13 protein-coding genes are annotated in these 13,121 nt (G+C 67.9%); 4 read left to right on the top strand and 9 right to left on the bottom strand.

Features of this window, described 5'->3' with window-relative positions; all coding sequences use genetic code 11:
• Positions 1 to 5 precede the first annotated feature (5 nt).
• The 6 genes from dnaK to ABD210_RS11980 form a co-directional block, all read right to left on the bottom strand.
• Positions 6 to 1,901 (bottom strand): molecular chaperone DnaK, encoded by a 1,896-nt coding sequence (gene dnaK / locus ABD210_RS11955; RefSeq protein ID WP_344111183.1) that lies wholly within the window; start codon positions 1,899 to 1,901, stop codon positions 6 to 8.
• A gap of 105 nt (positions 1,902 to 2,006) precedes the next feature.
• Positions 2,007 to 2,492 (bottom strand): YflT domain-containing protein, encoded by a 486-nt coding sequence (locus tag ABD210_RS11960; protein ID WP_344111184.1) that lies wholly within the window; start codon positions 2,490 to 2,492, stop codon positions 2,007 to 2,009.
• Positions 2,493 to 2,612: 120 nt separating this feature from the next.
• Complete coding sequence (locus ABD210_RS11965; protein ID WP_344111185.1) at positions 2,613 to 3,284, bottom strand: helix-turn-helix transcriptional regulator; 672 nt, start codon at positions 3,282 to 3,284, stop codon at positions 2,613 to 2,615.
• 11 nt (positions 3,285 to 3,295) lie between these two features.
• Complete coding sequence (locus ABD210_RS11970; RefSeq protein ID WP_344111186.1) at positions 3,296 to 4,609, bottom strand: helix-turn-helix transcriptional regulator; 1,314 nt, start codon at positions 4,607 to 4,609, stop codon at positions 3,296 to 3,298.
• A gap of 172 nt (positions 4,610 to 4,781) precedes the next feature.
• Positions 4,782 to 6,176, bottom strand: coding sequence for a DUF7125 family protein (locus ABD210_RS11975; RefSeq protein WP_344111188.1), 1,395 nt, complete (start codon positions 6,174 to 6,176; stop codon positions 4,782 to 4,784).
• The gene (locus ABD210_RS11980; protein WP_344111189.1) at positions 6,173 to 6,826 is read right to left on the bottom strand and encodes a MerR family transcriptional regulator; all 654 of its coding nucleotides are present in this window, start codon (positions 6,824 to 6,826) and stop codon (positions 6,173 to 6,175) included. The genes ABD210_RS11975 and ABD210_RS11980 overlap by 4 nt, the downstream gene beginning before the upstream one ends.
• 294 nt (positions 6,827 to 7,120) lie before the next feature.
• On the opposite strand from ABD210_RS11980, the gene ABD210_RS11985 reads away from it, so the two are divergent.
• From ABD210_RS11985 to ABD210_RS12000, 4 genes are all read left to right on the top strand, one after another.
• The gene (locus ABD210_RS11985) at positions 7,121 to 7,678 is read left to right on the top strand and encodes an Hsp20/alpha crystallin family protein (RefSeq protein WP_344111191.1); all 558 of its coding nucleotides are present in this window, start codon (positions 7,121 to 7,123) and stop codon (positions 7,676 to 7,678) included.
• A 55-nt stretch (positions 7,679 to 7,733) separates the two neighbouring features.
• Positions 7,734 to 8,156, top strand: a complete 423-nt coding sequence (locus tag ABD210_RS11990) for a hypothetical protein (RefSeq protein WP_344111192.1) — start codon at positions 7,734 to 7,736, stop codon at positions 8,154 to 8,156.
• A gap of 61 nt (positions 8,157 to 8,217) precedes the next feature.
• The gene (locus ABD210_RS11995; RefSeq protein WP_344111193.1) at positions 8,218 to 9,132 is read left to right on the top strand and encodes a PrsW family intramembrane metalloprotease; all 915 of its coding nucleotides are present in this window, start codon (positions 8,218 to 8,220) and stop codon (positions 9,130 to 9,132) included.
• Positions 9,133 to 9,204: 72 nt separating this feature from the next.
• On the top strand, positions 9,205 to 9,651 hold the full coding sequence (locus ABD210_RS12000; protein ID WP_344111194.1) for a DUF1931 family protein: 447 nt from the start codon (positions 9,205 to 9,207) through the stop codon (positions 9,649 to 9,651).
• 6 nt (positions 9,652 to 9,657) lie between these two features.
• Here the strand turns inward: ABD210_RS12000 and ABD210_RS12005 are convergent, their stop codons facing one another.
• The 3 genes from ABD210_RS12005 to ABD210_RS12015 are packed head-to-tail and all read right to left on the bottom strand — an operon-like array spanning position 9,658 to position 13,116.
• Complete coding sequence (locus tag ABD210_RS12005; protein WP_344111195.1) at positions 9,658 to 10,572, bottom strand: DUF6807 domain-containing protein; 915 nt, start codon at positions 10,570 to 10,572, stop codon at positions 9,658 to 9,660.
• Positions 10,569 to 11,762, bottom strand: a complete 1,194-nt coding sequence (locus ABD210_RS12010; RefSeq protein ID WP_344111197.1) for a Gfo/Idh/MocA family protein — start codon at positions 11,760 to 11,762, stop codon at positions 10,569 to 10,571. Before ABD210_RS12010 ends, ABD210_RS12005 begins: the two co-directional genes overlap by 4 nt.
• 25 nt (positions 11,763 to 11,787) lie before the next feature.
• Positions 11,788 to 13,116 carry an ABC transporter substrate-binding protein gene (locus tag ABD210_RS12015; RefSeq protein ID WP_344111198.1) on the bottom strand — a complete coding sequence of 443 codons (1,329 nt, stop codon included), beginning with the start codon at positions 13,114 to 13,116 and terminating at the stop codon, positions 11,788 to 11,790.
• Between the last annotated feature and the right edge of the window lie 5 nt (positions 13,117 to 13,121).

Below are 13,121 nucleotides of genomic sequence, written 5' to 3' on the forward strand. Positions count from 1 at the left end.
CGCGATCAGCTCGTCGAGAACTCGGCGTCGATCACGTCGTCATCGCCTTGTCCCTCGGCGTCGGACGGGCCACCGGCCGAGCCTTGCGGCTGTGACGACGGGCCCGCCCCGGAGGCGGCCAGTGCCTGCGCGATCTGCTGCAGCTCACCGGTCAGCTCGCGGAGCCGCTCCAGCGGAGCGTCCTCCGACTGCAGCGCCTGCCGCGCGTCGCCGATCAGCATCTCTGCCCGGGCCCGGTCGTGCTCGGCCACCGCGTCACCGCGATCAGCCAGGATCCTCTCGACCTGGTAGGCGATCGAGTCCAGCGTGTTGCGGGCATCGACCATCTCACGCAGCCGGGTGTCCTCGCCACGATGTGCCTCGGCGTCGGCGATCATCCGCTCGACCTCGGACTTGTCCAGGTTGGACGTCTCACTGATGGTGACCTTCTGCTCCGCGCCGGTGTCCTTGTCCTTGGCGGACACGTGCAGGATGCCGTTCGCATCGATGTCGAAGGTGACCTCGATCTGCGGTACGCCGCGGGGTGCGGGCCGGATGTTCTCCAGCCTGAAGCGGGCCAGTTGACGGTTGTCCGCGGCCAGCTCCCGTTCGCCCTGCAGGACCACCACGTCGACCGCGGTCTGGTTGTCCTCGGCGGTGCTGAAGACCTCGGTCCGACGGGCCGGGATGGTCGTGTTGCGTTCGATGACCTTCGTCATCACGCCGCCCATCGTCTCCAGTCCCAGCGACAGCGGTGTCACGTCGAGCAGCAGGACGTCCTTGACCTCGCCCTTGATGATCGCGGCCTGGACGGCGGCGCCGATGGCGACCACCTCGTCCGGGTTCACGGTCATGTTCGGTTCCTTGCCGCCGGTCAGCCGGCGGACCAGGTTCTGCACCGCGGGGATCCGGGTCGAGCCGCCGACCAGGATCACCTCGTCGATGTCGTTCGCGGTGACCTTGGCGTCCGCCATCGCCTGCTCCACAGGGCCCAGACACCGCTCGACCAGATCGGCCGTCAGCTGTTCGAAGGTGGACCGCATCAGCGTCGTGTTGAGGTGCTGCGGCCCCTGCGCGTTCGCCGTGATGAACGGCAGGCTGATCGTCGTCTGCGTCACCGACGAGAGCTCGACCTTGGCCTTCTCGGCGGCCTCGAAGAGCCGCTGCAGCGCCTGCGGGTCCTGGCGCAGATCCACTCCGACCTCGCGCTGGAAGTCATCGGCCAGCTTGTCGACGATCCGGCGGTCGAAGTCGTCGCCGCCCAGATGCGTGTCACCCGCCGTCGCCCGGACCTCGACCACGCCGTCGCCGACCGTCAGGATGCTGACGTCGAAGGTGCCGCCGCCGAGGTCGAAGACCAGGATGGTCTCGTTCGCCAGCTTGTCCATGCCGTACGCGAGTGCCGCGGCGGTCGGCTCGTTGATGATCCGCAGCACTTCGAGACCGGCGATCCGGCCGGCGTCCTTGGTCGCCTGGCGTTGCGCGTCGTTGAAGTACGCGGGCACGGTGATGACCGCCTCGGTGACCTTCTCACCGAGGAACTTGCCCGCGTCCTCCGCAAGCTTGCGCAGCACCAGGGCGGAGATCTCCTCGGGTGCGTAGAGCTTGTCCCGGATCTTGAACCGGACGGCCCCGTCCGGTCCGGGCACCACGTCGTAGGAGACGGTGGAGATCTCCGACTCCACCTCGTCGTACTTGCGGCCGATGAACCGCTTCGCAGAACTGATGGTGCCCTTCGGATTCAAGACCGACTGACGGCGTGCCAACTGCCCGACGAGCCGTTCTCCGTTGTCGGTGAACGCGACCACCGACGGGGTGGTGCGGGCTCCCTCGGCATTCGGTATGACGGTGGGCTGGCCGCCCTCCATCGCGGCGATCACCGAGTTGGTCGTGCCCAGGTCGATGCCTACGGCCTTGGCCATGTCTGCCTCCTGCTCAGCACGGGTGTCACGGAACAATTCCCAACCTCGTCCGCGGCCGCGCCGGACACATCCCTTGAATGTGGAGTCCGGCGCGCGCGGAGCCGGTCAGGTCCTGGGGTTGGTCGGCATCCCGGCGAGCATCTCCATCGCCCGGGCTGCCTGGTCAGAGGTGCTGTAGACGTCGTACCGGGTGGCCACTGTCATGCCGAAGGTGGCGAAGTCGCGCTGGCCGAACGTGAAGAGATGTGCGATGAATCCCCACACCGCTCCGAAGACGGCACCGGTCAGCAGGCCCCACAAGATGATCACCACCACGGCAGTGCCCGTGTCGGCGAACAGCGACAGCAACAGGCCCACCAGCGCGCCGAACCACGCGCCGGTTCCAGCACCGGCCAGTGCTGCCTTCCAACTGGTCAGTCGGCCGAGCACTCGCTCGACCTGCTTGAGATCGGACCCGACGATGGTCAGGTTCTCGACCGGGAATCCGTTGTCGGACAGATAGTCGACCGCGCGCTGCGCGTCGGCGTACGTGCTGAAAGACGCGATGGATTGACCTCGGACGAGCTCAACCGGTTCCTGCGGAGTGGCCATGATGATCCTTTCTGCCTGGTCGGCTCAACGCTCGCGCCGGGTCGCGGCCGACACATCCCCGGTTCTTGTGGTCCTGGGGTCGCAGCTGTTGTGTCCGTGTTGTGACCGGGGCCCGCGACCTCAGCGATCGGCGGCGGGCTCATGCGCCAGGACAGCCCTGGTCAGCTCCACCCGGGACCGGATGTCGAGCTTGCGGAAGGCGTGCCGCAGGTGGGACTCGACCGTGTGCCGCGACAGCGAGAGCTCGTCCGCGATGAGCCGGTTGGTGAGTCCACTGGCCGCCAGTCTGGCGACCCGGAGCTCGGCGTCGGTCAGGCTTGCCCAGCCGAACGTCGGCCGGTCCGCGGCCGGTTGTCCATCGTCGGCCCCTCGGGAGTGCCGTCCGACCTCACCGCGCGAGACCTGCCGGAGCGGTACGACGGTGGCGTGGCCGATGTTCTGCCCGTTGGCCACCAGCGCCGCCGCCTCCAACGTGGACCCGATGGAAAGCAACGCGTCCGCCGCCTCGCGATGCAACATCCGCCGAACGGTGTCCGGCAGGGCGTAGTACGCCTCCTCGCGGGCGGCATCGTCGCGGAAACCGAGGTGCACTCCGTTCTCCACCAAGACACCCGCGGCGAGCGCCTCATGGACCGACGGCAACAACTCCGCGACCGTCCGCTGGAGGACCAGGGCAACACACCGGATGTCGAAGGTACAGCCGAAGACCGATGCTGCCTGCAACATTTGGCGGGCCAGCGGGCGGAGCGGGCCCACTCCCTCGTCGTGGGCCACACTCTGCTGGACCGACATGAGCCATCCGCCTATCTGCTTGGGCCTGGACCGGCGGGAGGACTCACCGCGCCGGCACCGCCCGGCTCCGGGCCGCCTTGGATCCGCTCTGGGCAGCCCTGCTTCAGGCCGAGGCCGGCCCGTTCCCGCTCGAGGTAGAGCCTGGTCAGTTCGACCCTGGAACCGACCCCGAGCTTGCGATACACCTTGCGCAGGTGGAAGGAGACGGTGTGAGGCGACAGGAACAGCCGCGCCGCAGCCTCGCGGTTCGTCATTCCCTGAACCACCAGGTCTGCCACTGTCCGCTCGGACTCCGACAGGCGGTCCCAGTCGGTGCCCGGAGCCACATCAGCGTCACCGTCGCCGCTCTGTGCGACCCCGGTCTGCGGACCCGCCGCTCGTTGGCTGTCCGTCAGCACGCCTCGCACCGCGACCGGAACCCGCCGGAGCATCGACACCCGGACTATGTCGTGCTGGAAAGCGAGCACACCCTGGTGTCCGATGGAGAGCAGGCCGCCGACGACCAATTCGTGCAGAGGGGCCAGCAGCTTGCCGAGCGGCCACCCGAGCATCCACGCCAGATCGTCCATGGTGAACGGCTGATCCAGGCAGGCTGCCACCTCGATGATGTTGCGCGCTGCCGGACTGAGCCAACGCACCCAGCCGTCGATCACATCTTCCACCCGGCGGGGCAATTGTTCGCCCAGCAGTCGCACCCGACCACCGGAGACGACCATCAGACCTTCGTCCCGCAGTCCCTCGAACAGGGCGACCAGCAGCATCGGGTTGCCGGCCGCGCCTTCCGCCATAGACAGCAGATCGGGGTCAGGCCGGGCTCGCAGTACATCGGCTCCGATAGCGGCGGTGGCCTCGGGCGAGAGCGGGCCGAGCTCGACCCGCGCCGTAGTCGTCCGGTGCCAATCGAACGGCCAGTCGGCCTCCGGGGCCTCTGCGGTCGTCCGGCGGACCACGACCCAGCCGACCGGCTGCTCATCCAGCCTCGTCGGCAAGGCCCGCAGCTCGTCCGTCGTCACCTCGTCGGTCCCCCGCAGGTCGTCGACGGTGACCAGCAGCGGCTGCCGTGCCGCCCGAGTCCCGTACTGCGTTTCCGCCGGCCGCGGCAACTCGTCCGTCCGGGCCCTGGCCAGGCTGAATCCCTGGCTGGCCGCGCGGTCCTCCGCGGCCGTCAGCAGGCGGGTCTTCCCGGTGCCGGCCGCGCCGTCGACCAGTAGGAGTCCTCCTCGCCCGGCCGCAGTAGCCTCGAGCAAACCGAGGACTGACTTCCATTCCTCTCCCCGCCCCCGCAGGCGACGGGGGGAGGCGACTTGTACCGCCGTGGCAGACATGCACCCACTCCTAGTGGTTCGTCATGCCTGGTCGTCGACAGTCGCACGACCACGACCTCGGCTCGGATCGGTTGTGTTCGGATCCGGGGGTACCCATCTGATCAGGAGAAATACCGGCGTATCAGGACTGGCCAAGGATTGGCCAACCCGACCGCGGATGCGCAGAGGCTGACTAGGCCTGAACCCAGCCGGTGGTGCCATCGGCAACCAGGCCGATGCCTTCCGGTGTGATGCGGAATTCCCTGATCGCCGGGTCGTGGTCGGAGGCGCGGGTCTTCAACACCGTCAGCGTGCGGGTCATCGACTTGCTGATCTGCGCATATTGCAGCAGCAGGACGTTGTCGGCCAGGTGCGACGCTGTGACTTCGCTCAGCCGCGTCACGCCGAACAACTCGGGGACCTCGTACGTCATCATCAGGCTGGTGCCGCCCCGGGACGATCTCTGCAGCAGGGAGTAGAGGTATTCCCGGAAGCGTGCCTGATCGGGTGCGGCGACCTGCAGATCTCCCAGACTGTCCACCAGCACCCGGCTCGCCCCGGTGTCCTTGATCGTGGCCAGCAACTCATACACCCACTCGTCGACGTACAAGTCGACCGGACTGCCGTACAACACAGTGAGGTTCTCCGCGTCGAGGGTCCAGCCGAATCGTGCGGCGGTCCGCTCCAGCTGGTACCGGTCCTCCTGCAACGTCGCGATCACGGCCCGCTCGCCCAGCTGAAGAGCCCGGAAGACGAAGTGCAGCCCCATCAGCGTCTTGCCGACCCCGCTCGGACCTGCCACGAGGGTCGACGCCCCAGGCCAGTAGCCGTCCTCCAGCATGTCGTCGACCGCCTTGACGCCGGACGGGACCCGCTGGTCGCTCAACACGTAACTGCTGGCGTCCGCAGCGTCCGCGAGCCTGGGAAAGACGTCCAGCCCCTCTGCCGAAAGGCGGTAGGCGTGCTTGCCGGCCAGGAAGCCGCCGCCTCGGAGTTTGTGCACCTGCAAGGCGCGGGCGCTGCGCTGACCGACCTGCGCGCTGCTCAGCGCGACGATCGCGTCGGCAACGGCGAACTCGGGATCACGCGCAATGTCGTCTTCCTCGTACTCGCCGACCCACAGGGTCGTCACCGGGACGGCGCTGAGCATGCCAGCCAGATCATGTAGGAAACGGCGGAAGCCACTGCTGCGGTCGGCGTAGGGATGCATCGCGCGGAAGCTGTCGATCACGATCATCATCGGCTGCTGTTCGCGGATCAGATCCCGCAGCCGCTCGAGAACACCTCGCAGCCCGTGATCGCGCAAGGTGGCGCCGAGATCCTCGTAGTGGACGCTATGACCAACCGCCCTCTGGTCGAAGAACGACATCGTCTGCCCGTACCGGAGGATCTTCTCCAGTGGCTCGGATACCGTGGTCAGGTAGAGCGCGGGCCGCTCGGGGGTCGCGTTGGCGAACACCCATTGCTGCGCGAGGATCGTCTTACCCGAACCGGGGGCGCCGACCAGCATGATGATGGCGTCCCGCGGCAGCCCTCCCCCCAGGACCAGGTCCAGAGGCTCCGACCCGGACGTGATCCGCTCGATCACCGATCCGCCTGCGCGGTCTGAAGGGTCCGCCGGCCCAGCAGTTCTCGTACTTGCAGGAGCAGTGCCCGGGCCGGCAGGGGCTTCCTCAGGAAGTCGCCTGCTCCCGCCGCCAGAGCGTCCTCGCGCTGGGCGAAGGTCGAGACGGCCAGCACCGGGATGCCGAGCTGCTCCCGCAACTGGGCGCACAGTTGCAGTCCCCGTCCACCCGAGATCAGCAGATCGACCACGGCCAGATGCGGACTATGGCGCAAGGTCTGCGCCTTGGCCTCGTCCGCGCTGGTGGTGGTGATCACCTCGTACCCGTCGCGACGGAGGTAGAACTCGGAGAACTCGGCCGCGTAGGGATCGCGCTCGGCCAGCAGGATCAGCTTCCCGCCACCATCCGGGACCGCCTCAGCTGCCAGCGAACCGCCGGTGGCCATCCGCTCCCTCAGCATCCGGTACGCGTCGGCAGGTGACAGGCCGGCGGAAACCTGGTCGACGACGAAGCGCAGCTGCGCCACCTGCAGCCGGGAGTACAGCCGTTGACCAGACGGGCTGCGGCTGGGCACCACGAGGTTGTACCGGCTCTCCCACGTGCGCAATGTCGCCGCCGGGATGCCCAGCATCCTGGCGAGGGACCCGATGCTGTAGACGGGTTGATCGGCCATGCGGTCGGCCTTCCGCTGTGTCGCGCGACTGGCGGCTGGCGATCGCGAGCGATCGCCTGACTGTCTCCCCGATTGGTTGAGGGGACCCTGGGACGGCACCGGACTTCCTTTTGCTTGGAACGTTACACCAGGAAAGAGAACGGCCGACTACATGATCAGGGGATGCCGGTGGATCGAGCCGTTCGCGAGGCTGGAAGCCCTTGGCGCCCAGTGCCCTGGCAACCGTGGTTTCCAGCGGCCACACGGCCTGGACACCCCCTCATGTTGCGCTGGACGAGACAGGAGTAGGCAGAGATGTTGATGCGATTCGACCCGTTCCGCGAGTTCGCCTTCCGTGAGCTCGACCGGATGACCCAGACGATGAACGAGCAGGGCGGTCCCCAGCAGCGGACGATGCCGATCGACGCCTATCGCGACGGCGATCAGTTCATGATCCGGTTCGACCTTCCCGGTGTCGACAAGGACTCCATCGACATCACCGCCGACAAGAACGTGCTCACCGTGCGCGCCCGGCGCGAGTGGAAGCCCCAGGAGGGGCAGGAGGTCGTCGTGACGGAGCGCCCGCAGGGCGTCTTCACCCGCCAGCTCTTCCTCGGCGACAACCTCGACCTCGACGGGATCACCGCTTCTTACGAGCAGGGCGTGCTGACACTTCGGATCCCGGTCGCGCAGCAGGCCAAACCGCGCCGGGTCGAGATCACGTCGGGCGACACCGCCGGCGGCGACACCATCCGCGGCGAGACGGTCAGCTCCGGCTCGGGCGACACCACCAGTCAAGGTAACGCGGCAGGCTCGGGCGACGCGGCCGGCTCGGGAGACACGGCCAACCAGCCCGTCAGCGCGCCCGCCTGACCCGACACCGCCCGGGCCGGTGACAACGGCCACGCCACAGAAGTGGAGATCGACCATGGTTCTGCGCATCAAGGCTCGTCAGGTTCCGCTGCGGCTCGGCTCCGGCGCCTTCATCCTCAACTCAGGCCTGAGCAAGCTCGGCAAGGACGAATCGGCAGCAGCGCAGACGCACGGCTTCGCCGTCAGCGCCTATCCCGAGCTCAAGCAGATCGACCCGAAGGTCTTCATGCGGGTCCTGGCCGCCAGTGAACTGGCCCTCGGCGCCGCACTGATGCTTCCGATCATCCCCGGTTGGCTGGCCGGAGCGGGGTTGACGGCGTTTTCCAGCGGGCTGCTCGGGCTCTATCTGAGGACCCCCGGTCTGCGGAAGGAAGGCAGTCTCCGCCCGACCGACCAGGGCATCCCGATCGCGAAGGACATCTGGCTGCTGGCTATCGGACTCTCCATCGTCATCGACGACCTCACCGACAGGTCGTGACCCGACCGACGGCCGGACCCGACCGGGCCCGGCCGCGGTTTCCGTCCCAGGGAGGTGCAGCGTGACTCTGACAGCCGATCGAACCCGCACGACTACGCATCGTCGTACCTGGTTGCGGGTCTTCTTGGTGGGGCTGGCGCTGTGGATCGTGAGCCTGGTGGTGACACTGCTCACCGCGAACGCCAATCTCGTCCCCACCCTGATCCTGCTCGGGAGCTTCCTCGTTCCGGTCACCTTTGTGGCGTGGGCTTTCGAGCGATGGCGCGACGAGCACGTCACCGCCGAGCTGATCGTCAGCGCCTTCACCCTGGGCGGCGTCCTCGGCGTCCTCGGTGCGTCCGTCCTGGAGACCTACCTGCTGAATCCGTCACCGTGGCTGTTCCTCGGAGTCGGGCTGATCGAGGAGGCGGCCAAGGCAGGCGCACTCATCTTCGTCGCCCGGCGGTTGTCCCGTCGGCACGCCCGGGACGGCTTCATCCTGGGTGCCGCGGTCGGTTTCGGCTTCGCGGCCTTCGAGACGGCCGGTTACGCGTTCAACGCGGTACTCACCATGCGGGGCCTTTCGCTCAGCGCCCTGGTCCAGACCGAGCTGACGCGCGGTGTGCTCACACCCTTCGGCCACGGACTCTGGACAGCGATCATCGGTGGGGTGCTCTTCCACCAGGCACGTGCGGGCCGGTTCCGCTACACGTTGCCGGTCGTGCTCACCTATCTGTGGGTGTCCGTAGTGCACGCCCTCTGGGACTACTCGCACAGCATCGCGCTGGCGCTCACCTTCCTGCTCACCGGAAGCAAGTGGCAGTACCAACTGCTCTCTCGGGGATACCTGCCTCAGCCGACACCTGAGCAGACGCGCGTGTTCACGTTGCTGAGCATCGCGTCGCTCCTCATCGTGGCGCTGCTGGGCTTGATCACGCTGCGGGTGGCGTGGCGTAGGACCACCGCGACTGAACCGAGCATCACCCGGCGGCACTGAATCCAGGCAGCCCCGCCCCAGGCAGCAACAGCCCAGGCAGCGCCGGCGGTATCGACCCAAGGAGGAGATCGCATGGTTATGGCCGTGAGCAGGTTCGAGCGCTTCTTTCGTGTCGCGGCGGACCTGGACGTCGACAAGGACGACCTGAAACGCCACAACGACTTCATCGGCGAGCAGCTCTACGACCTGCTGCTGATGGCCCAGGGCACGGCGAAGGCGAATGCCCGCGACATCATCGAATGGCGGGACCTGCCCCTGACCAAGGGCCTGCAGGAGACCATCCACGACTTCCGCAAGCTCGATGACGACGTCGAGCTCAAACCAGTACTGGAACAGCTGACCACCTGGCCGCCGCTCGATGTGACGCTGAGCGAGGAGGCCGAGTCCCGGCTGCCCGAAGTCGTCGGCGGTCTGAGCCTCGCCGTCGGCCGCACGATCAAGATCGTCGACCCGGAGGTGCGCAACCCGGGCTCCGAGCACTGGGAGCGCACCTTCCGGATCTTCGACCTCCTGCTCTAGGGCCGGTCAGCCGCCCATCAACATCTTCTGCGCCTGCGTGGCCAGGTGAGCCGAGCGGGCGTCGTCGGACTCGCCGTCGGCCACCAGTACGGCGTACCGGAAGGCGAGCGTCTCCCCCGGTCCGAAGGGAAGCTCCTCGGAGAAGAAGGGAGCGGGGCAGACCGCGGCGAAGTCCTCCGACCGCACGAACCACTCGGGTGGGTGACGAGGGTTGTCGGTGGCGTCCGCGATGATCAGCGTCGAGCCTCGCTCTACCTCGTCGTGCTTGCCCGAGAAGCCCATCCACGCGGCCCGCTGACCTCGCAGTTCGTCGTGGCCGAGCCCCTGCGGAGCCAGCACGGTTCCGCCGGTGAAGGACCGTGGCCCGCGCCAGAACAGCCCGCCGTACCCTGCGTTCGGGCGGCCCGCGGTGGTCGGGCTGCCGATCTGGATCGTCTCGCCGGAGACGTTGACCATGGAGGTCTCGAAGCCGAGCACCCAGCCGTCGTCGGAGAGCCGGGTCGTCAGCGTGCGGGACTCGTCGACCACGTGCGCACCGGCCTGGGTGTGCCACGACAGGGTGTGGGCGAAACGGATCAGGTCCTCGGACACGTCGAGCGCATCCACCCGGTCATGGTCCATCGAGCCGTTGTTGTCCAGCTGCTCGTAGCCGTTGGCCAGCGAGAAGGTCGGACCGCCCCAGAAGTTCTCGTGCCCGAGATGCGGCATCGACCAGGTCATGCCCTTGTGCCAGAGGTGGTCGTGAGGGCGGTAGACGGAGACGAGATCACCGCCGAGCGTGCGGATCGGGTGAAGATAGGGCCGTGGTGACTCCAGCGTCGGATCGGACGGTCGGTAGACATAGCTGAACAACTCGCTGTCGCCGGCCGTGACCTGGATGGACCGGCCGACAGCGTGGTTACAGCCGAGGGTTTGCGTCATCTATCCGTACTCCGTTTCGTTGTGCGATTGTTTTTGCAGGCCCAGGGCGCGCCGAGTTCACTGAACAACGCAAGGTCTTCGGCGGCCTGTGTCACCGACTTCTCCACCTCTAGCACGATCGGCCGCCGCTGCGGCCCCTCGCCTTCCCAGCGCACCAACTCGGCCGGGATCTCGCTCGGTGGCGGGGCCACCCGGACCGCCTCGACCACCCGGGTGAATCCACCCGTCTCCGACAGCGGAGCAAGCAACGGCAGGTCAGGATCAGCGCGATGGTCGAGCAGGTTCTCCAGCAGATCGTCCCGCTCGTACTGCGTGGTGGTGGTCCTGCCGCCGATCGTGACCTCCAGCCGGTCGGACGGATACCGCAGTACGGCGCGTCCCTCCGATCCGTGCACGATCACCATCGGCTCGGCATCGGGGAGGTCCGCGCACAGCGTCACCGCAGTGACCACCGTCGTACCGCGGCTGGTCACGGTCCGGACCGCGGAGGTGTCGTCGGCCTCGATCGGGTTGGCCCGGAACAGCTCGGTCTCGACCGACACCACTTGGTCCGCCCGAGCGGAGCCGTCGACCATCAGTGCGGCCGCGGTCGCATGTGCGAAGGGATTGGTCACCGCGCCGTCGACCACCGCGATGCCGTCCAGGGAACGCCGCCCGGCCCACCGAGCCCGCTGCCAGTACTCCGCGGTCCGCACCCACGCGCCCACCGCCCCGATCCCCCGGAGCTCGCCCAGCCGCCCATCGGCCACCAACGAGGCCAGCGTTCGGGCCGCGCGGGAGCCAGCCACCTGGAATCCGACCTGGCAGCTCCGGCCGGTCTCCGCGAGCACCGACGACAGCTGCTCGAATTCCACGAGCGAGGCGGTCGGCGGCTTCTCGAGGAGGACGTCGGCACCCGACCGCAGAGCCAGCTCCGCCAAGGGAACGTGGGTCTGGATCGGCGTACAGATCACCACGACGTCGACCGGCGTCGCGGCCAGCAGGCTCGGCAGGTCGGCGAAGCTCGCGACCCCTTCGGGTCTGTGATCCGGCGGATGGGGATCGGCCACGGCGGCGAAGCGCACGCGCCCGGCCGCCGCCAGCCGGGCCACGTTGCGCACGTGCGAAGCCCCGTGACCGTGCACGCCGACCACAGCCACCCGCGGGCCCGACCCCGCCGAAGCGAGTCCGGCCGGACCGGGGCCGGTCACCACGAATCAGTTGCCGGCGGCAACACTATTTGTTCAGCTCCCCGTTGACCTCGTCGATGAACTGCTGGGCGGCCTGGTCGGGCTTCAGCCGGCCGAACAGCACCTCGGTGGTGTAGCGCTGTTCGATCTTCTCCACCTGACCACCACCGACCGGCGGCGGCGGTGAGGGCTCGCCGAGCTCCTTGGCGATGGTCTGGATGAAGTTCTGCGAGGCCGCGTCCGCCGGCTGCAGCTTCGACGCCACGGCCGCGCGGATCTCGGTGTTCGGCGGCACGCCCCGCTCGGCCAGCAGCAACCCGCCGGCGGTCGTGTTGTTCGCCAGGTAGCTGACGAACTCGGCCGCTTCCTTCGGGTGCTTCGTCCGCGAGGAGATCGACCAGAACATCGAGCCCTTGTAGTACGAGCCGTTCTCGCTCGCCTTGCCGGTCACGCTCGGCAGCCGGAGCAGTTTGAGCTGCTGGCCGGACGCCTTGCTGAGGGCGTTCAACTGGTTGCTCCAGGCATACGACATGGCCAGCTTGCCGGTCGCCATACCGCTCTGGTCCAGCGGCGCGTTCATGTCCTGCGAGGTGAACGCGGCCGGTGGTATCGCCTTGGCCTCCTGCATCTTCACCAGGCTGGACCAGAAGTCGGTCAGCCCCTCCTTGGTGACGCCGAGCTTGCCGTCCTTGGTGAACAGCGACTGCCCGTGCTGGCGGGCCCACATGTTCAGGCTCGCGTCGTTGGTCCCGTACGCGCCGGTGCCCCAACCCTTGCCGTTCAGCTTTGCGCTGAGCTGCTCGGCTAGCCGGCTGTACTGGTCCCAGGTCCAGGTGGTGTCGTCCGGCAGGGGCACACCCGCGGCCTTGAAGACCGCCGGGTTCGCCACGATCGCGAACGCGTTGATGCCCGCGTTCAGCCCGTACAGACCGTTGTCGAACTCCCCTGCCGCCAGAGTGTCCGGCTCGAACTTGCCGGTGTCGAGGCCATCCGCCTTCTTCAGATCGAGCAGCGCGCCGCGATCGGCGTACTCGCGCAGGTACTTCTCGTCCATCTGGATGATGTCCGGCGCATCGTTGGCAGCGACGGTGGTGGCGAGCTTGTCCCAGTAGCCGGCCCACTCGCCGAACTCGCCCTTGATCTTGATCTTCGGGTGGTCCTTCTCGAAGGCGTCGATCACCTGCTGGGTGATCTTGTGCCGGGTGTCGGAGCCCCACCAGTTGAACCGGAGGGTGACCTCGCCGTTCGCGGACGCGCCGCCGGAGTCGCCGCCACAGGCGCTGGCGGCCAGCAGGGCGGCGGCCAGGGCGGTGGCGGCCAGGGCCCGCAGCCGCCGGCGCGGCGGTGCTGCGGTGGGACGGGATAGCGGCCTCATGGATT

Source organism: Kribbella alba, from assembly GCF_039529635.1.
Lineage (GTDB): Bacteria > Actinomycetota > Actinomycetes > Propionibacteriales > Kribbellaceae > Kribbella > Kribbella alba.